18 protein-coding genes are annotated in these 18,802 nt (G+C 70.4%); 10 read left to right on the forward strand and 8 right to left on the reverse strand.

The genetic code is table 11. From position 1 onward, the window contains the following. Positions 1-95 precede the first annotated feature (95 nt). A complete protein-coding gene (locus tag ACZ69M_RS29875) occupies positions 96-575 on the reverse strand; it encodes an anthrone oxygenase family protein (RefSeq protein ID WP_470054614.1) in 480 nt (159 codons plus the stop codon). A 231-nt stretch (positions 576-806) separates the two neighbouring features. Then, positions 807-1,502: a DUF2293 domain-containing protein gene (locus ACZ69M_RS29880; protein WP_470054616.1), complete on the reverse strand. Its 696-nt coding sequence runs from the start codon at positions 1,500-1,502 to the stop codon at positions 807-809. A 447-nt stretch (positions 1,503-1,949) separates the two neighbouring features. Here ACZ69M_RS29880 and ACZ69M_RS29885 point away from each other — a divergent pair, with 447 nt between their 5' ends. Next, on the forward strand, positions 1,950-2,582 hold the full coding sequence (locus tag ACZ69M_RS29885) for a nucleoside/nucleotide kinase family protein (RefSeq protein ID WP_470054618.1): 633 nt from the start codon (positions 1,950-1,952) through the stop codon (positions 2,580-2,582). Positions 2,583-2,710: 128 nt separating this feature from the next. Then, entirely contained in the window at positions 2,711-3,139 is a 429-nt protein-coding gene (locus ACZ69M_RS29890; protein ID WP_352046473.1) for a CBS domain-containing protein, read from the forward strand. Positions 3,140-3,224: 85 nt separating this feature from the next. On the opposite strand, the gene corA is transcribed toward ACZ69M_RS29890, so the two are convergent. Further along, positions 3,225-4,352 (reverse strand): magnesium/cobalt transporter CorA, encoded by a 1,128-nt coding sequence (gene corA, locus ACZ69M_RS29895; RefSeq protein WP_470054620.1) that lies wholly within the window; start codon positions 4,350-4,352, stop codon positions 3,225-3,227. 259 nt (positions 4,353-4,611) lie between these two features. On the opposite strand from corA, the gene ACZ69M_RS29900 reads away from it, so the two are divergent. Continuing rightward, positions 4,612-5,403 (forward strand): methyltransferase domain-containing protein, encoded by a 792-nt coding sequence (locus ACZ69M_RS29900; protein ID WP_470054622.1) that lies wholly within the window; start codon positions 4,612-4,614, stop codon positions 5,401-5,403. A gap of 5 nt (positions 5,404-5,408) precedes the next feature. Here the strand turns inward: ACZ69M_RS29900 and ACZ69M_RS29905 are convergent, their stop codons facing one another. Both ACZ69M_RS29905 and ACZ69M_RS29910 read right to left on the reverse strand, forming a co-directional pair. Further along, positions 5,409-6,326: a carbohydrate kinase family protein gene (locus ACZ69M_RS29905; protein WP_470054985.1), complete on the reverse strand. Its 918-nt coding sequence runs from the start codon at positions 6,324-6,326 to the stop codon at positions 5,409-5,411. Between the two features lie 113 nt (positions 6,327-6,439). Then, positions 6,440-7,345, reverse strand: coding sequence for a pseudouridine-5'-phosphate glycosidase (locus tag ACZ69M_RS29910; protein WP_470054624.1), 906 nt, complete (start codon positions 7,343-7,345; stop codon positions 6,440-6,442). A gap of 97 nt (positions 7,346-7,442) precedes the next feature. On the opposite strand from ACZ69M_RS29910, the gene ACZ69M_RS29915 reads away from it, so the two are divergent. Further along, positions 7,443-7,871, forward strand: a complete 429-nt coding sequence (locus tag ACZ69M_RS29915) for a VOC family protein (protein WP_470054626.1) — start codon at positions 7,443-7,445, stop codon at positions 7,869-7,871. Between the two features lie 77 nt (positions 7,872-7,948). Next, positions 7,949-8,311, forward strand: coding sequence for a cupin domain-containing protein (locus ACZ69M_RS29920; protein WP_470054628.1), 363 nt, complete (start codon positions 7,949-7,951; stop codon positions 8,309-8,311). A gap of 14 nt (positions 8,312-8,325) precedes the next feature. Here ACZ69M_RS29920 and ACZ69M_RS29925 read toward each other — a convergent pair whose 3' ends face one another. The 3 genes from ACZ69M_RS29925 to ACZ69M_RS29935 form a co-directional block, all read right to left on the reverse strand. Then, positions 8,326-9,600: an MFS transporter gene (locus tag ACZ69M_RS29925; RefSeq protein WP_470054630.1), complete on the reverse strand. Its 1,275-nt coding sequence runs from the start codon at positions 9,598-9,600 to the stop codon at positions 8,326-8,328. 230 nt (positions 9,601-9,830) lie between these two features. Then, positions 9,831-10,385 carry a methylated-DNA--[protein]-cysteine S-methyltransferase gene (locus ACZ69M_RS29930; RefSeq protein WP_470054632.1) on the reverse strand — a complete coding sequence of 185 codons (555 nt, stop codon included), beginning with the start codon at positions 10,383-10,385 and terminating at the stop codon, positions 9,831-9,833. 93 nt (positions 10,386-10,478) lie between these two features. Further along, positions 10,479-11,354 (reverse strand): glycerophosphodiester phosphodiesterase, encoded by an 876-nt coding sequence (locus tag ACZ69M_RS29935; RefSeq protein ID WP_470054634.1) that lies wholly within the window; start codon positions 11,352-11,354, stop codon positions 10,479-10,481. 279 nt (positions 11,355-11,633) lie between these two features. On the opposite strand from ACZ69M_RS29935, the gene ACZ69M_RS29940 reads away from it, so the two are divergent. The 5 genes from ACZ69M_RS29940 (at position 11,634) to ACZ69M_RS29960 (ending at position 18,767) form a co-directional block, all read left to right on the forward strand. Beyond that, positions 11,634-12,500, forward strand: coding sequence for an MHYT domain-containing protein (locus ACZ69M_RS29940; protein WP_470054636.1), 867 nt, complete (start codon positions 11,634-11,636; stop codon positions 12,498-12,500). A 40-nt stretch (positions 12,501-12,540) separates the two neighbouring features. Then, positions 12,541-14,670, forward strand: a complete 2,130-nt coding sequence (uvrB, locus tag ACZ69M_RS29945) for an excinuclease ABC subunit UvrB (RefSeq protein WP_470054638.1) — start codon at positions 12,541-12,543, stop codon at positions 14,668-14,670. Positions 14,671-14,830: 160 nt separating this feature from the next. Continuing rightward, positions 14,831-15,409 carry a TerD family protein gene (locus tag ACZ69M_RS29950; RefSeq protein ID WP_067364093.1) on the forward strand — a complete coding sequence of 193 codons (579 nt, stop codon included), beginning with the start codon at positions 14,831-14,833 and terminating at the stop codon, positions 15,407-15,409. Between the two features lie 38 nt (positions 15,410-15,447). Then, complete coding sequence (locus tag ACZ69M_RS29955) at positions 15,448-17,466, forward strand: TerD family protein (protein WP_470054640.1); 2,019 nt, start codon at positions 15,448-15,450, stop codon at positions 17,464-17,466. A gap of 284 nt (positions 17,467-17,750) precedes the next feature. Next, entirely contained in the window at positions 17,751-18,767 is a 1,017-nt protein-coding gene (locus ACZ69M_RS29960; protein WP_470054642.1) for a TerC family protein, read from the forward strand. Positions 18,768-18,802: the final 35 nt, after the last annotated feature.

The raw sequence follows: 18,802 nt of genomic DNA on the forward strand, positions 1-18,802 counted from the left end.
CACGGCCCTGGGCGGCACTCCTTTCCCGCCACGATACGTCGCCTCCCAGTACCCTGCCGCTCAGCTGCGGGCCCCGGTCGCGGTGGTCGCCGGCCTCACGTGAGCGCCAGCGTGTACGAGACCGCCGCGGCGGCCGACGCGACCGCGCGGACGTGGTTCCACCTCGTCCACTCGCGCACATACGAACGCCAGTACACGGCGGCCTCCGGCGTACCCGGGGCCAGCTTCAGCAGCGCGTCGTTGCGCGGGACGTTGGCGACGACCGTCACCCCGAACGTCCCGAACAGATACAACGCACTGCCCAGCAACAGCTCCACCGTCCCCTCGTCGGGCAGCAGCACGAAGGTGACCACGGCGAGCACGGCACACAGCCCCGCCGACCCGACGAACACGAGCATGAACGGCGGGCGCACCGCGGCCACGTTGATCGCGTTCATCGCCGCCACGCCCTGCGCGGGCGGCAACTCGGCGAGCCCCCGCATCACGAACGTCGAGAACCCGCAGAACACCCCGGCCACCAGCCCGCAGCCGAGCACCCCCAGCACGGTCAGCACGAAATACGGTCCATCGATCATGACAACTCCCCCGTAGCTCCCCGAAGCCGAAGCCGAAGCCGAAGCCGAAGTCCAAGATCCTGAGATGCAGAGATCCTGCACGGCACCCACCGTCACCACAAGTGAAATCCCTTACTGCCACAGTGACCATGGCCGAGGGACGCGGAGGCATGCGCGAGCGTCCAGAACCGGGTGGCACGTTTTTGCCGGGTGGCGCGCCTTCGCGGGCACGCCGTCTGCGGGTGCACGCCGTCACGCGCGTGCCGCGAGCTCGTCCTGCCACCCCTCAAGCCGCGCCTCCACCGCGGCCGCGATCCGCCGGCGCGCCTCGTGCCGCGGCACGCCACTCATCAGCAACTGGTCGTACGGAGTGTCCGTGTGCCGTACGGCGGCACGGACCGCGGCCGTCACGGCGGCCTCGGACAGCGCACGGCCCGCGGCGCTGCGCCCCACCCGCCCGCTCCCGCGCACCGAGGCGTGCGCGGCGATCGCGTGCGCCCGGTCGGCGGGACAGCCGGGAAAGAGCCCGCGTATCTCCCGCGCGAACGCCTCCGTGAACCGAAGATCCTCCGCCTCCCGCCGACGCGCGTCCCGCGCCCGCCGTCGCCGTCGCGCCTCCGCGTCCGCCAGGCACCGCTCCTCGGCCCGGGCGAGCGCCGCCTCCTCGACGAGGACGCCCTGCCGCTCGTACCGGCTCCGCCGCCGGTTGAAGCGCACCACCACCGCCGACAGCGCGCTGCCCTCCCGCGACCGGCGCGTCAGCGCGGTGTCGCCCCGCGGCAGGAACACCAGGTGTCCCAGATCCGCGCAGTCCAGACAGCGTGACTCCGCCTCCTCCAGCACCAGCAGCGCCAACGGCCCACTCCGGCACTCGACACAGCGGCGCTTCTTGAGCGGCTGGATGACGAGAAGTCCGCCACGGGGCGGGGGAGTTGCGATCGGTGCCATAGGTCGTTCATTCCCCCGTCCGGGGCGGCTCCCTACGCGATGCCGCCCCCTTCTCGCCGCCGCCTTCTCCTGGACCCCCGCGTCCTCCTCGACCCCCGCGTCCTTATCGAGCCCCGCCTTGTTCTAGGCGCTGCCTCTTGGCCGACGCGGCCGCCTCCGGCCCGCGGCCCTCTCTCTCGACGGGCCGCCCCCGGCCCGCGGTCCCTCTTCTCGACGCGGCCCCTCCGGCCCACAGCCCCCCTCTTCGGTGTGCCTCGTGCCTCCCTCCTGGCCACGGCCCGCCTCTTCGGCGCGACCCCTCCCGGCCACATCCGCCCGCCTCGACGCATCCCTCCCCGGTCGCGGCCCACGCCCGGAGTCGCGCGCAGCCTCCATCCGCCCTCGCTGTCCGCCCTCGGCGCTCGCCGCCCCCACGAGAGCGACGCGTGATCGCGGCATCATGGGCCTGTGCGACTCGAAGCGATCACCTGGGAACGGCTCGGCGACCTCCTCGCCGAGCGTCTGCTCGACCTGAAGCCGGACGACGGCAGTCCGTGGCCGCGGATCGCCTTCGACGGAGCCCCCGCCGCCCACCCCGGTGACCTCGCCCACCGCGTCCGTGAGGCGCTGCGCATACGGGGCCGGTCCTCGCTCGTCGTCGGCACGGAGGGCTTCCTGCGCCCCGCGTCACTCCGGCTCGAATACGGTCACGAGGACGCCGAGGCGTACTACAACGGCTGGGTCGACACCGGCGCTCTGTGGCGCGAGGTCTTCGGCCCGCTCGACCCCGGCGGCGACGGCCGCGTCCTGCCCGACCTCTGGGACCCGGTCACCGACCGCGCCACCCGCAGCCCCTATGTCCAGCTCCCACCCGGCGGGGTGCTGTTGCTCCACGGCCCCTTCCTGCTTCGGCACTGGTTTCCGTTCGACCTGAGCGTCCACGTCCTCCTCTCTCAGGGCGCCCTTCGCCGCCGCACTCCGGAACCCGAGCACTGGACCCTGCCCGCCTTCGAGCGCTACGAGACGGAGGTGGACCCGGGCGCCACGGCCGACGTCCTGGTCCGCGCCGACGATCCTCGCCACCCCGCCTGGAACGGCTGAGCGGCGGCCACGAAAGCGCATCCCGGACTTCCGGGTGCGCGTGCCTGGGGACACGGCGAGAATGTAGGGCGCCGGGACTAGCGGTGTGTTCCGCGCCGCGCCGGCCGTCCGGCACCGGGAGGTACTTCATGACCACCGCCGGAGACATCATGCACCGTGGTGCCCAGTGGATCCCCGCTCACGAGACCCTGGACCGCGCAGCCCAGCTGATGCGTGAGCTCAACGTGGGCGCGCTGCCCATCAGTGACGAGAACGAGCGGCTCTGCGGCATCCTCACCGACCGCGACATCGTCGTCGGTTGTGTCGCCATGGGCCACGACCCGGCCCAGGTCACCGCGGGTGAGATGGCCCAGGGCACCCCGCGCTGGATCGAGTCGGGCGCCGATGTCGGCGAGGTGCTCCAGGAGATGAAGGGGCACCAGATCCGCCGGCTTCCCGTGATCGAGAACAAACGCCTCGTCGGCATGATCAGCGAGGCCGACCTGGCCCAGCATCTGACGGACGAACAGCTTGCCGCGTGGGTAGAGAGCGTCTACTCGAGGAGCGCGGTGCGCTGACCGCGCGGACTCTCCCGGCCGGGAGGGTCATGAGCGCGCACTCCCGCCCGGCCGGCCGTGCCGGGCGAGGGGCGGCTCACCACTCTCACAGCCAGCCGTTGCGCCGGAACCCCCGGTACAGGACGAGGCAGGCGAGGGTGATCACGCCGATGACTATGGGGTAACCGAACCGCCAGTGCAGTTCCGGCATGTGGTCGAAGTTCATGCCGTAGAGCCCGCAGACCATCGTCGGTACGGCGATGACCGCCGCCCATGCCGTGATCTTCCGCATGTCCTCGTTCTGCGCCACCGTCACCTGCGCGAGGTGTGCCTGCAGGATCGAGTTGAGCAGTTCGTCGAAGGCGGCGATCTGCTCGGTGACCCGCAGCAGATGGTCGGACACGTCCCGGAAGTACGCCTGTATCTCCGGGGCGATCACCCGAATCGGCCGGGTGGCGAGCTCCTGGACGGGGCGGGCGAGCGGCACCACCGCCCGCTTCAGCTCCAGGAGTTCGCGCTTGAGCTGGTAGATGCGGCCCGCGTCCGCCCGCGCGCCGTTCTCGGCGAACACATCGGCCTCGACCTGGTCGATGTCCTCCTGGACCGAGTCCGTCACATGCACATAGTCGTCGACCACATGGTCCGCGATCGCGTGCAGCACCGCGGCCGGGCCCTTGGCGAGTTGACGGGTGTCCGCCTCCAGCTCCTCGCGCAGCGGCCCCAGCGACCCGTGTCGTCCGTGCCGCACGGTGATGACGAAGTCGGACCCGACGAAAACCATGATCTCGCCGGTGTTCACCACCTCGCTGGTCGCCGTCAGCTCCTTGTGCTCGACGTAGCAGACCGTTTTGAACACCGCGAAGAGTGTGTCGCCGTACCGCTCCAGCTTCGGCCGCTGATGGGCCTCCACCGCGTCCTCGACGGCCAGCGGGTGCAGGTCGAAGAGTTCGGCTATGCCGGCGAACTCCAGGTCCGTGGGCTCGTGGAGTCCGAGCCAGACGAAACCCTCGTCGCTCTTGCGGATCCGCTCCACGGTCTCGACGAGATCACGTCCGCCCGGGACCCTGGCACCGTCCTGATATGCCACGCAGTTCACCACCGCCGTGCCCAGCGGGGACCGGGCGTGGTGACTCAGGTCGACACGGGTACGCCGCCGGGCCAGCCGCGCCACCTTGCGGAGCCCACCGACCTTGCCGAGGCTCGTGACCTTCCGCAGATTCCCTGCCATGGACATCCGGAACTCCTTGCGTGGATCTCCTCGCGCCGCACTTTGCGCCCTGGCGTGCAAGTCTGCCAGTCCCTTTCGCTCGCCGGGAAAGCCTGTGGGAACGGAATATTCCACTTCGTTTCGGTGGTGCCGGGCGACATCGGACCAGACCGGCAGGGTTGCTGTTCGAGCGTCAGAGGCGTGCGGTGCCCGCCGTGACGCACGGGTGAGGAGAACGGGAGCGTCGGCGATTCCGGACAAGCGGGTCAACTGGGATGATCACTGCATGACGCAAACCGACGGCTATCTCCTCGACAACCGGCAGACCGAGGCGGGGCAGCGCTTCGACGCCTTCGCCACTCTTTTCGACCCCACCACCTTCCGGCACATCGAGCGCTTCGGCATCGGGTCCGGCTGGCGCTGCTGGGAGGTCGGCGCGGGTGGCACGTCCGTGGTGTCCTGGCTCGCCAAGAAGGTCGGCCCGACCGGGCGGGTCGTCGCGACCGACATCGACACGTCCTGGGCGGCCTCCGCGGCCCGCCCGCCGGTCGAGATCCGGGTGCACGACGTGGGCGCCGAGGAGCCGCCGGGGGAGGGCTTCGACCTCGTGCACGCACGGCTCGTGCTGGTCCATGTGCCGGACCGGGAGCGGGCGTTGCGGTCGATGGTCAAGGCGCTGCGGCCCGGCGGGCGGCTTCTCGTCGAGGACGCCGACCCCGCGCTGCAACCGCTGCTCTGCCCGGATGAGCACGGCCCCGAGCAACAGCTCGCGAACCGGCTGCGGCACGGTTTCCGCAAGTTGCTCGCCGAGCGCGGCGCCGACCTTTCCTACGGACGCAAACTCCCTCGCCTGCTGCGGGAAGCGGGACTGCGCGAGGTGGAGGCCGACGCGTACTTCCCCGTCACCTCGACCGCCTGCGCGGACCTCGAGTCCGCGACGGTCCGTCAGATCCGCGACCAGCTCGTCACCGCGGGAATCGCCACCAACGAGGACATCGACCGTCATCTGGCCAACGTGGCCTCCGGCTCGATGGACCTGGCGACCGCGCCGATGATCTCCGCCTGGGGACGCAAGTAGCGCCACTACCGGACCCGCGCCCCCTCGGGCCTGCCCCCGACCCGCTCCACCGCCATCGCCCCCGCCCTGCACCCCTCCACCGCCGCCGCCTCGGGCTCGGCGCCCGCGAGTAGGGCGGCGAGGAACGCTCCGGTGAAGGCGTCGCCGGCGCCCGTGGTGTCGCGAGCGTCCGCGGGCACCGCGGGGACGTGGGCCCGTACGGCGCCCGAACGGGCCACCAAGGCCCCGTCAGGGCCCTGCTTCGCCACGACCAGGGGGACGTGGCGGCTCAACTTGGCCGCCGCGTCCGCCGGATCGGGCAGTCCCGTCAGCAGGAACGCCTCGTCGCGACTGGGCAGGAGCAGGTCGACGCCCTCGGCGAGCGCGAGGAAACGGTCCGCGCCCAGTTCCGTGAGGAACCCCGCCGACGCGGGGTCCAGGCTGACCGGTACCCCACGCGCGCGTGCCGACTCCAGAGCCACCGACACCAGCGCCCGGCTCGGCTCGGAGAAGAACAGATAGCCCGACAGATGCAGCCGCGCGACACCGTCGAGCAGTGCGGGCGACCAGTCGTCGGGGTCGAGCCGCAGGGAGGCCCCGCTGTCGGTGAGGAACGTCCGCTCTGCCGAGGCACCCTGGTCCACCAGGCAGATCACCGTCCCCGTCGGCGCCTGCGGATCGACGACGAGGAGGGGGCGTACCCCGCACGCCACCAGCTCGCGCTCGTGCCAAGCGGCGGCGTCCGCCCCCACCCGGCCCAGCAGCCGCACCTCGGTGTGGCCCCAACGCGCTGCCCAGCAGGCGACGTTGGCGCCGGCTCCGCCCGGCAGGGTCCGGATCGCGGCGGCCGTGTCGGTGCCCGACGCGAGCGGCCCATGGTGCCGGGCGACGATGTCCGTGACCACGTCACCGACGACGAGCAGCGCTCCCGTCGCCGGACCCACGTCCCGCTCGGCACCGCCCCGGTCCGCCCGGTTCGCGCCCCGGCCCGGACCGCCGCCGCGATCCGCTCCGTTCAGGCCCCGGCCCAGGCCCAGGCCGCCGCGATCCGTTCCGTTCACGCCCCGGCCCAGGCCGCCGCGATCCGTCCCGCGAGTCGTACGTTGCCGCGCACCGCCGCCAGATTGGCGCTCAGCGACGCGCCGTCGGTGTGCCGCACCAGATGGTCGAGCAGGAACGGCGTCACGGCCTGCCCGCTCACGCCCTCCGCCTCGCACGCCCGCAACGCCTCGGCGAGCACGCGCGCGTGGAGCGCGGGATCGAGCTGCTCCTCCTCGGGGACGGGGTTCGCCACGATGAGCGCCGATTCCGGGCCGTCCAGCGCGTCCTGCGCGCGCATGACGTCCGCCACCTGCCCGGGGGAGTCCAGTGTCCAGTCCACGGGATGTCCCGAGTCGGACAGGTAGAAGCCGGGGAAGCGGCCGGTGCCGTACCCGGCCACCGCGACGCCCAGTGTCTCCAGGCGCTGCAGCGTCGCCGGCACGTCCAGGATCGACTTGACGCCCGCGCACACCACCGTGATCCGGGTTCGCGCCAGCAGGCCCAGGTCCGCCGACTCGTCCTGCGTCACCGTCCATTCCCGGTGCACCCCGCCGAGGCCGCCCGTCGCGAACACGCGGACGCCCGCGAGGGAGGCCAGCAGCGCCGTCGCGGACACGGTCGTCGCGCCGCTCGCGCCCGCCGCCACCGCGAGCGGCAGATCGCGGTGCCCCAGCTTGCGGATCCCGTCCTCGTTGGCGACCCGCTCCAGCTGCTCCTTGTCCAGTCCGACATGGGGCCGCCCGTCCAGCACGGCGATCGTCGCCGGTACGGCGCCCTCCTGCCGTACGACGTCCTCCAGCTCCAGCGCGACTTGCAGATTGCGCGGGCGGGGCAGCCCGTGCGCGATGATCGTCGACTCAAGGGCCACCACCGGCCGGCGCGCGTCGAGCGCCTCCCGCACCTCTTCGGACACCACGATCACGTGCCTGTCTCCTGTCTGTCGCCTTTCCTCATCTCTGGCGGACGGCGCGCCCGGTCAAACCCTTGCGGCCTGCGGCGTACGACACCAGCCTGGGGGCATGACGGACAACTCGGCACGTCTTGACCATGTCGTCCTGTGGGTGCGCGATCCGGTCGCCTCGGCCGACTTCTACGAGAAGTCGGTCGGCCTGGAACCCGTGAGGGTCGCCGAATACGCGGAGGGGAAGGCACCGTTTCCCTCCGTGCGCCTCAATGGAGAGACCATTTTCGACCTCATGGCCCTCCCCATGGCCGAGTACATGAACATGATCCCGGGGGCCGCGGACAGCGCGGGGCACCCGGTCAACCACGTATGCCTGTCCCTCCAGGAAGCCGATTTCGACGCGCTGCACACACGTCTGGAGGAACGGTCCGTCCCTCTCTCGGGCTTCTCGTACGACTCCTTCGGCGCCCGTGGCATGGCCAAGCGCAGCTTCTACTTCCAGGACCCGGACGGAAACGTGTTCGAGGCACGCCACTACGACTAGGTTCCTTCGGATAGGTTCCGGGCCTTCGGACCACCCCCCGCGTGAAACTCTCTCGCATGCCCTTAAGGTGACCGCTCATGACCACGAACACACAGGCCACCCCGTCCTTCGCCGTGCACATCCCCGACGCCGAGCTGGAATCGGAACCCCTGGACCCGGCTCAGATCGTCTCCGGTGATCCGGTGGTGAGCGGCAAGGTGCTGTGGGAGTCGGCCGACGGCAAGCAACTGCGCGGCATCTGGCAGATCACGCCCGGCGTGGTGACGGACATTGAGGCCAACGAACTCTTCGTCGTCGTCAGCGGCCGCGCCACGATCGAGGTCGAGGGCGGTGACGTGATCGAGGTGGGCCCGGGCGACGCGGCCGTGCTGCGCGAGGGTGACCGTACGACGTGGACCGTGCACGAGACGCTCCGCAAGGCGTACCACATCAGCCTCTGAGGCCCCGTCGGCGCTCACCGGCGGCTTCGGCCTCGGCGTCGAGTGAACAGCGCCAGCCCGCCCAGCGGCACCAGCAGGCACGCGGCGAGGAGGTTCAGCCACCCGTAGCTCGCCTGTGCGACGACGAGACCGGCGGTCGCGCCACCGAGGCCGGCCGCCGTGTTCATGGTCAGGTCGGACACCCCCTGGGCGGCGGCCCGCGCGGCCTGGGGCACCGAGTCCGTCAGGAGCGCCGAGCCGGACACGAGCCCGGACGACCAGCCGAGGCCCAGCACGAAGAGACCCGCGGCGATCTGTCCGTGGCTGCCGCCCGCCGTGCCCGCGAGGAGCGCCGCGCAGGCCAGCAGGCCCACGGCGAGCCCGATCCCCGAGAGCCGCCCGAGCCGGTCGGAGAGCCGCCCCATGAGGGGCGAGAACGCGTACATGCCCGCGATGTGGCCACTGATCACCAGCCCGATCAGATCGATGCTCGCCCCGTGGTGTCCCAGGTCGACGGGGGTCATCGACATGATCGAGACCATCGCGGTGTGCGACACGGCCACTGTCACGAGCGCCAGCCTGGCCCGCGGCGAGGCGGCGACCGCGGCGAAACCGGCGCGGATGGAACGCGCCTGAGCCGACTGCTCCTCGACGGGCGCCAGCGCCCGGGCGGTCAACAGGGGATCGGGACGCAGCAGTACGGCCACCAGCAGCGCGGAGAGGAGGAAGACCCCGGCCGCCCAGAGGAACGGCCCCGCCGCCTCGGGTATCCCGAGCCCGGAGACGCTGCGTCCGGCGGGCGCGGCGATGTTGGGCCCCAGCACCGCTCCGATCGTGGTCGCCCACACCACGTTCGAGATGGCCCGGGCACGCCGCTGCGGCTCGGCCAGATCGGCGGCCGCGAACCGCGCCTGGAGGTTCGCCGAGGAGGCCGCGCCGAAGCCCGCCATGCCGAGCAGCAGCAGCGGAAAGCTCCCCACACACGCGGCGACCACGACGACGCCCGCTCCCGACGCCCCGATGAGGTAGGCCAGCACCAGGCCCGGGCGGCGTCCCCGCGCGGTCATCAGCGCGGCCAGCGGCACGGAGAGCACCGCCGTCCCGGTGACCGTCGCGGTGGGCGCGAGCCCGGAGAGCGACTCGGTGCCACTGACCTGCTTGGCCAGCACGGTGGCGAGCGCGATGCCGGTGGCGACGCCGAGCCCGCCGAGGATCTGACCGGCGATGAGTACGGCGGTGATGCGGCGCCGCAACGCCGGTATCTCCTCGGCGTCCACGGGCACGGCGAGCTGCCGCTCGACGGTGGTCACGGCGAACACTCGGACGCGCTGGAATCGGCTCGGGTCACCGGCGCAGTTTCCAGCCCGCGCCCCCACATGAACAAGGGGTGTCGCGAGCAATGGGCGCTGTCGGCTCCGCAGGTACGGCAGGTGCGGGCAGGCAACGGCAGCCCGCACCGGGCACGGCAGGCACCGTACACAGCCGCCAGCCGCCAGCCGCCAGCCGCCAGCCGCCAGCCGCCAGCCGTCGGCGCCGCCCGTCAGAACAACGGCTCCGGCAGCACCCCTTCCAGCGCCAGCAGCTTCCGCTTGGTCTCCAGGCCGCCCCCGAACCCCCCGATGCCGCCGTCGCTCTCCACCACCCGGTGGCACGGCACGACGACCGGCAGCGGGTTCGAGCCCATGGCGACGCCCACGGCCTGCGCCGCGCCCGGCTGGCCGACCCGCCGGGCCAGGTCGCCATAGCCCACGACCCCTCCGTACGGAACTCCCGAGGCCAGCTCGCGCAGCACCTGACGGTTGAACCCGGAGATCAGCGACCAGTCCAGCGGCAGCTCGAAGTCCCGCCGCTCGCCCGCGAAGTACGCCATGACCTGGCGTATCGACTCGGCCAGGAGCGGTGAGCCGGGTGCCTCGACCGGCTGGGTGCCCAGACGCGCGGTCAGCCGCTCGAGCGCCTTGTCACGCACCGCGTCCGTGGCGTGGAACACCACGTTCACCAGGCCGTCCGGTGTCGCCGCCAGCAGCAGCGGACCGATGTCCGTGCCGACGACGGCCCACACCACCCGCTGTTCGTCCTGCCCATCGCTGTTCATGCGATCCACCGTACGATCCGCCACTGACAATGCCCGCGGCACGGACGCCGCCCGGCGTCCGCACCGCGGGCGAAGAGACCCGCCGACAACCGATCAGGTCTGTTGCAGAGCGCTCCGGATCACGTCGGGCTTGTTCGTGATCACGCCGTCCACGCCGTAGCCGGCCAGGCGCCGTGCGGTGTTCGCGTCGTCGATGGTCCAGGCGAAGACCTCCATCGGTCGGCTGTGCGGTCCGACGAGCGAGTGGACCGCGGAGACATAGCCGGCCGAGAGGGAGGCGTGGTCCGGGTTGATCAGATCGGCGAACCGCGCGTACTCGTGCAGACGCGCGACCGACGGCTTGCCCAGGAAGGCCGTCGTGATCCCGGGACGCAGTTCGTGGACCGTCCGCACGCTCTGCTCGCTGAAGCTCTGGACGACCAGCCGGTTCCTGAGATGGTCCGGATCCAGCCAGCCTTCGTTGCTCAGGACCTTGAGGGTCTGCCGCTCGATACCCGGATAGAGCTCGGGGTTCTTGATCTCCAGCACGAGCTTCTGGTGATTGTGCGAGACGCGGTTCATGTACTGCTTCAGCGTCGGCACACGGGTGCCCGCGTACCGGGGACCGAACCAGCTCCCCGCGTCCAGGCGCGCGATCTCCGCCGCGGTGAAGTCCTTGACCTTCCAGGGAGCCCGGTGCGGATAGACCTTCTTGACGTCGGTCGTACGCGCCAGGCTTGCGTCGTGAAGCACGACGAGCTCGCCGTCCTTGGTGCGCTGGACGTCGTTCTCGACCCAGCCGAAGCCCATCGCGGCCGCCTTGTCGATGGAAGCGACGGTGTTCTCGGGCGCGTAGGCGGACGCTCCGCGGTGCGAGACGATCAACGGAGCTTTGCGCAGGGAGCCGGCCTGTGCGTGGGAGGTGGGCAGTATCAGGACGGTTCCCCCGATAAACGCGGCGGTCGTGGCGGCGGCAACGCGCGCGTGCATACGTACTCCTCGCGTCGAGCGATCACAGACAGGTTAAGAGTGACAGCAGAGAGTCAACGACGGAGGGGTACGGGATGGACACGGATTGAATGGAGTTGACCAAGTCCGCTCACCGACATCACACAGGTGCGGCGAGGTCGTGATTCTTTGCCGGAAAATCGTTCGACCATTCAGGTGAGGGTCATACTCTCTGCCTCGACCCTGGCCGTTGTTTCGGTCCCGAGGGTGGGGGCATTTCCGGGAATTTCTGGCGTAAAAGGGCGGGAAGGGCAGCCGCGCATGCAGGGCACGGTCGACGGCTTCAGTTACGGACTCGTCACACCGCTGGTGGCGTATCTCATGGCCTGCCTGGGCGGAGCGCTCGGCCTGCGCTGCACCACCAGATCGATGCTCGTCGCCCACTCCTGGCGGGCCGGCTGGCTCGCGCTCGGCTCGGTGGCGATCGCCTCGGGCATATGGACCATGCATTTCATAGCCATGATGGGGTTCGCCGTAAAGGAGACCCCGGTCCACTACGACAAGCCGACGACGTTCGCGAGCCTGGGCGTGGCCATCGTGATGGTCGGCATCGGGATCTTCATCGTGGGTTACCGGGGCGCCACCGGAACGGCGCTCTTCACCGGGGGCACCATCACCGGTCTGGGAGTCGCCTCGATGCACTACCTGGGCATGGCCGGCATGCGCCTCAACGGGAACCTCGAGTACAACACCCTCACCGTCTCCGCCTCGGTGGTCATAGCCGTCGTCGCCGCCACCGCCGCCCTGTGGGCGGCGGGGCAGGTCCGTGGATTCCTGTGGAGCGTGGGCGCCAGCCTCGTCATGGGCCTGGCCGTCACGGGTATGCACTACACGGGCATGGCCGCCCTCAGCGTCCATCTCCACGGCACGTCCAGCAGCCCCGGCGGCGACTCGGCCGCCGCACTGCTCGCGCCCATGATGATCGGCCCGCTGGCCTTCCTGTGTCTGGCGGGCGTCGTCGTGATGTTCGACCCGCTGATGGTCATGGGCAAGCCCGACTGGAGGCCCGCTGAGCACCGGCCCGGCGTCCCGGCCCACTCCACGGTCCAGTACGTCGGCCGCCGCCCTCTGCCGCGCGCCGGCCGGGAGCGCGGCCACCGCAGCTCACGCACCCCCCAGAACCGGTGATCGGGGCCCGTTGTCAGTGCGGGGTCGTACGGTGGAACCCATGCGGCCCGTATCAAAGATCGAACGTTCGGTGGCGCCCTTCGAGGTCGTCAGTCCCTACCAGCCGAGCGGTGACCAGCCGGCGGCCATCGCCGACCTGGAAAAGCGCATCCGCGCGGGTGAGAAGGATGTCGTCCTGCTGGGCGCGACCGGCACCGGCAAGTCCGCCACCACCGCGTGGATGATCGAGAAGCTCCAGCGCCCCACGCTCGTCATGGCACCGAACAAGACGCTGGCCGCCCAGCTGGCCAACGAGTTCCGCGAGCTGCTGCCGAACAACGCGGTCGAGTACTTCGTCTCGTACTACGACTACTACCAGCCCGAGGCCTACGTCCCGCAGTCGGACACCTACATCGAGAAGGACTCCTCGATCAACGAGGAGGTCGAGCGCCTGCGCCACTCCGCGACCAACTCGCTGCTCACCCGCCGCGACGTCGTGGTGGTCGCCTCGGTCTCCTGCATCTACGGCCTCGGCACGCCGCAGGAGTACGTCGACCGGATGGTCAGCCTCAAGGTCGGCGACGAGATCGACCGCGACGACCTGCTGCGCCGCTTCGTCGACATCCAGTACACGCGCAACGACGTGGCGTTCGCCCGCGGCACCTTCCGGGTCCGCGGCGACACCATCGAGATCTTCCCGGTCTACGAGGAGCTCGCCGTCCGCATCGAGATGTTCGGCGACGAGATCGAGGCACTCTCCACGCTGCACCCGCTCACGGGTGAGGTCATCAGCGACGACAACCAGGTCTACGTCTTCCCGGCGTCCCACTACGTGGCCGGCCCCGAGCGCATGGAGCGCGCGGTCAACGACATCGAGAAGGAACTGGGGGAGCGCCTCGCCGAGCTGGAGAAGCAGGGCAAGCTCCTGGAGGCCCAGCGCCTGCGCATGCGTACGACGTACGACCTGGAGATGCTCCGCCAGATCGGCTCCTGCTCCGGCGTCGAGAACTACTCGATGCACTTCGACGGCCGCGAACCCGGCTCCCCGCCGAACACGCTGATCGACTACTTCCCGGACGACTTCCTGCTCGTCATCGACGAGTCGCACAACACCGTGCCGCAGATCGGCGCCATGTACGAGGGTGACGCCTCCCGCAAGCGCACCCTCGTCGACCACGGCTTCCGGCTGCCCTCCGCCCTGGACAACCGCCCTCTGAAGTGGGAGGAGTTCCAGGAGCGCATCGGCCAGACCGTCTATCTGTCGGCGACGCCCGGCAAGTACGAGCTCTCCCGCGGGGACGGCTTTGTCGAGCAGATCATCCGCCCCACCGGTCTGATCGACCCCGAGGTCGTCGTCAAGCCCACCGAGGGCCAGATCGACGACCTGGTGCACGAGATCCGGGCGCGCACCGAGAAGGACGAGCGCGTCCTGGTGACCACGCTCACCAAGAAGATGGCCGAGGACCTCACCGACTACTTCCTGGAGCTCGGCATCCAGGTGCGCTATCTGCACAGCGACGTCGACACCCTGCGCCGTGTCGAGCTGCTGCGCGAGCTGCGTTCGGGCGAGTTCGACGTCCTGGTCGGCATCAACCTGCTGCGCGAGGGCCTCGACCTGCCCGAGGTCTCCCTGGTGTCGATCCTCGACGCCGACAAGGAGGGCTTCCTGCGTTCGGGCACCTCGCTGATCCAGACCATCGGCCGCGCGGCGCGCAATGTCTCCGGCCAGGTCCACATGTACGCCGACCGGATCACCCCGGCGATGGAGAAGGCCATCGAGGAGACCAACCGCCGCCGGGAGAAGCAGGTCGCCTACAACGAGGAGAGGGGCATCGACCCGCAGCCCCTCCGCAAGAAGATCAACGACATCGTGGCCCAGATCGCCCGCGAGGACATCGACACGGAGCAGTTGCTCGGCTCCGGATACCGCAAGGGCAAGGACGGCAAGGGAGCCAAGGCCCCCGTGCCCTCGCTCGGCGGCAAGGCGGCCAAGTCCGCCAAGGGCAAGACCAAGGAGACGGTGCCGACCGACCGACCCGCGGCCGAACTCGCCGGGCAGATCGAGGAGATGACGGAGCGGATGCGGGCCGCCGCGGCCGACCTCCAGTTCGAGATCGCGGCACGGCTGCGCGACGAGGTGTCGGAGATGAAGAAGGAGCTGCGCCAGATGAAGGAGGCGGGCCTGGCCTGAGGCCCCCGCCCACCGTGCCCGACCTCGGCGGATGCGCGCTGTGTTGCAACACCGACACAAAGCGCGCCCCAGGGTTCGGCACGGTCGCCGGCGCTGCGTAGGGTGCTGGACATCCGCGGACTCCGCGGCAACAGGGGACAGCTCGAGAGGGGAACAGCGCGTGACGGTCAACATGACCAAGGGTCAGGCCATCAGTCTGCAGAAGAACGACGGGGGCACCCTGACCGCGGTGCGCATGGGGCTCGGCTGGCAGGCGGCTCCCCGGCGCGGCCTGTTCGGCTCGCGCACCCGGGAGATCGACCTCGACGCGTCCGCCGTGCTGTTCGCGGACAAGCAGCCCGTCGACGTGGTGTTCTTCCGTCACCTCGTCAGCGACGACGGATCCGTGCGGCACACCGGTGACAACCTGGTCGGTGGCGTGGGCCAGGGCGGCGACGACGAGGCGATCCTCGTCGACCTCCAGCGCATCCCGGTCCACATCGACCAGATCATCTTCACCGTGAACTCCTTCACGGGCCAGACGTTCCAGGAAGTGCAGAACGCGTTCTGCCGTCTGGTCGACGAGACCAACGGCCAGGAGCTCGCCCGCTACACGCTCGCGGGCGGCGGCCAGTACACGGCGCAGATCATGGCGAAGGTGCACCGCGCGGGCCCCGGCTGGCAGATGACGGCCCTGGGCACACCGGCCAACGGCCGTACCTTCCAGGACCTGATGCCCGCGATCCTGCCGCACCTGTAGGCAGCGCGGCACACGAAGCGACACGGGGGGACAAGGCGATGACGGCCGAGCTGGTCCGGGGGCAGAACCACCCGCTCTCCCAGGCCCGTCTTGAGGTCCGCGTATCGGCCGGCCGGCCGATCGTGGCCGGGGCCACGCTGAGCGACGAGCAGGGCAGGGTCCGGGGCGTCGAATGGGTGGCTCACCCGGGCGCGCCGACCCTGCCCGGACTCGAGGTCTCCAAGCAGGCGGCGGCCGACCACCGCCTCGCGTTCGACCTGGACGCCCTGCCGGGGACCGTGCACCGCGTCAGCGTGCTGCTCGCACTGCCGACCGGTGTCGGTGGCCCTCTCCGGTTCGGGGCCGTCGCCGCCCCCTTCGTCGCCGTCACCGGCCTCGACGGCTCCGAGGTCGCCAGCTACACCATCACCGGGCTGGACGCGGAGTCGGCCGTCGTCGCCCTGGAGCTCTACCGCAGACAGGGCGTCTGGAAGGTACGCGCGGTCGGCCAGGGGTACGCGGGCGGCCTCGCCGAACTCCTCACCGACCAGGGCCTGTCCGAGGCCCGGCAGCTCGCAGGCAGCATCAACGAAGCGGTGGCCCAGGGGCTGGCCCGCTCGGTGTCGGCACCCCCGCCGCGTACGACGGACACGGACCGCTCGCGACAGGCGGCCGCCTCGGCGCCGGGACCGGACCAGCCGTACGCCGGACCGCAGGGCGCCTCCGGGACCGTACCGCCGCAGTCCCCGTACGACGCGCCGGGTCCGCAAGGAGCCACGGTGCCGCAGACGGGCTACCCGGGAGGCCCCGCGCAGCCCGACCCCTCCGCCGTCACCCAGCCGTCCGCCCCCACGGGCGGCCCGGTCAACTACAGCCACCCCGGCAGACAGGCCGCCGCGCCGCCCCCGCCCGCGCCGACCGCACCACCGGCCGCGCCGGGGCAGCCCGCCCAGCCCGTCGCCGGTGACGCGACCGGCTGGTCCATGGAGGAGCGGCTCTACAACCAGGTGTGGGGCATGTTCGAGGACCTGGCGCGCACCACGGCCGCGTATCGCAGCGCCGTCGACTTCGCCGACTCGCGCCTGGAGCAGGAGCTAGACAAGGTTCTCTCCGACCCGCGCAGCCGGATCGGCGGGCAGGGCGACGCCGCGCGTGAGGCCGCCCAGGCCAAGCGCGCGGACCTGGTCGACCAGGCCCGCGCCGCGCTCGACCGGGACCTCGCCCAGCTTGCGGCCGAGGCCGAGGTGGTCGAGCCCGCCCTGCCCGCGGCGTACGCGTCCTGGGACAACCCGGTCTGGCACGGCTACCGGGTGCCCATGGAGATCCCCATGGCCCTGCGCCTCGGCGACCTCCGGCTGCCCGAGAGCGAGAACCTGAGCATCCCGATGCTGGTCCGGCTTCCGCTCGAACGTGGACTGTGGATCGACAGCGGACGCGCGGGCCTCGACGACCCGCTCGCCGACTCCGACGAGCTGCGCCGACTCGCCATGGACACGGCGGTGGCGCACGCCGCCCGGCTGCTCGCCGTCTATCCCGCGGGTGAGTTCACGGTGCATGTGATCGACCCGGGCGGTTCGGGAGCCTCGTGTCTCGCGCCGCTGGTGCGTTCCGGAGCCCTCGACGCTCCGCCCGCCGCCGGGGCCGCGGGGGTGGGCGAGGTGCTGGCCCGGCTCACCCAGCGTGTGGACCTGGTGCAGATGGCGGTGCGTGGCGGCGTGGCCGACTCGCTGCCACCGGACCTCGACACCGCCGAACAACTGCTGATCGTCAACGACTTCCCGCACGGCTTCGACGACCGCGCCGTGACGCAGTTGCGCTATCTCGCGGACGAGGGACCGGCCGTCGGCGTCCATCTGATGATGGTCGCGGACCGGGAGGACGCCGCCGCCTACGGGCCGCTGCTCGATCCTCTCTGGCGTTCGCTGCTGCGACTCACCCCGGTGCCCGACGACCATCTCGCCGACCCGTGGGTGGGACACGCCTGGACGTACGAACCCGCGCTCGTCCCGCCGGGCAGTCAGGTGCTCCAGCAGGTGCTCTCCCAGGTGGTGGCGGCCCGCCGCGCATGGAACCGCTGACCCCGCAGAGGACTTTGCCAAGCATCGGTAAAGCCATCTGACCAGGCAGTTTGGTCTTTCTTTTACTAACCACTTTACCTTTCCTTGGTGTTTCGGGTACTGTTTTCCGTACGGAGGGGAGTACTCCCTACCAGTAGCGGCGTTCCCGTCAATACGGATCCGACCAGATCCCGGGGCGTCGGCCCGTGGACCGCGGACGCATCACGCGTCCCCTCGGTCGCGGGTGGAAGAGACCTCCGGCAGCGACGACGCTGGTATTTGCCGTTACGACTGCCGGAGGCGCAGTGGATGTTTCCGTGACCCTTTGGGTCCTCACGATCGTGGGCCTCGCCGCCCTCATCGCGGTCGACTTCTTCATCGGTCGCAAACCGCACGACGTATCGATCAAGGAAGCCGGAATCTGGACGATCGTCTGGATCGCTCTGGCCGGGCTGTTCGGCCTGGGACTGCTCGTGTTCTCCGGCGGCCAGCCCGCCGGCGAATTCTTCGCCGGCTTCATCACCGAGAAGTCGCTGAGCGTCGACAACCTCTTCGTCTTCGTCCTGATCATGGCGAAGTTCGCCGTGCCGACGCAGTACCAGCAGCGGGTGCTTCTCGTCGGCGTCCTCATAGCGCTCGTCCTGCGCACGATCTTCATCGCCGCGGGCGCCGCGATCATCTCCAACTTCGCATGGGTCTTCTACATATTCGGCGCGTTCCTCATCTACACGGCCTGGAAGCTGATCCAGGAGGCGCGGGCCGACGAGCCGGAGGAGGAGTTCGAGGAGAACAAGCTGCTCAAGGCCGCCGAGAAACGCTTCGGTGTGGCTGACCGCTATCACGGCACGAAGCTGTGGATACAGCAGAACGGCAAGCGTGTCATGACGCCGATGCTGGTCGTGATGCTCGCGATCGGCACCACGGACGTACTCTTCGCGCTCGACTCGATCCCCGCGATCTTCGGCCTGACCCAGGACCCGTACATCGTCTTCACGGCCAACGCGTTCGCGCTGATGGGTCTGCGTCAGCTGTACTTCCTCATCGGCGGCCTGCTCAGGAAGCTGGTCCACCTCAGCTACGGCCTGTCCGTCATCCTCGGCTTCATCGGCGTCAAGCTGGTGCTGCACGCACTGCACGAGTCCGGAGTCCATGTTCCCGAGATCTCCATCCCGGTCTCGCTCGGGGTGATCTGCGCGGTCCTGGTCGTCACGACGATCACCAGCCTGATCGCCTCCAAGAAGCAGGCGGCGCTGGAAGCGTCCGAAGGCGCCTCGGAGACCCCGACGTCCGAGAAGTCCCCGACGAACCGCATCGACGTCTGATCACGTCGGAGGCGGCGACAGCCGCCTCGTGGCGG

The organism is Streptomyces sp. NPDC107454 (assembly GCF_055582885.1).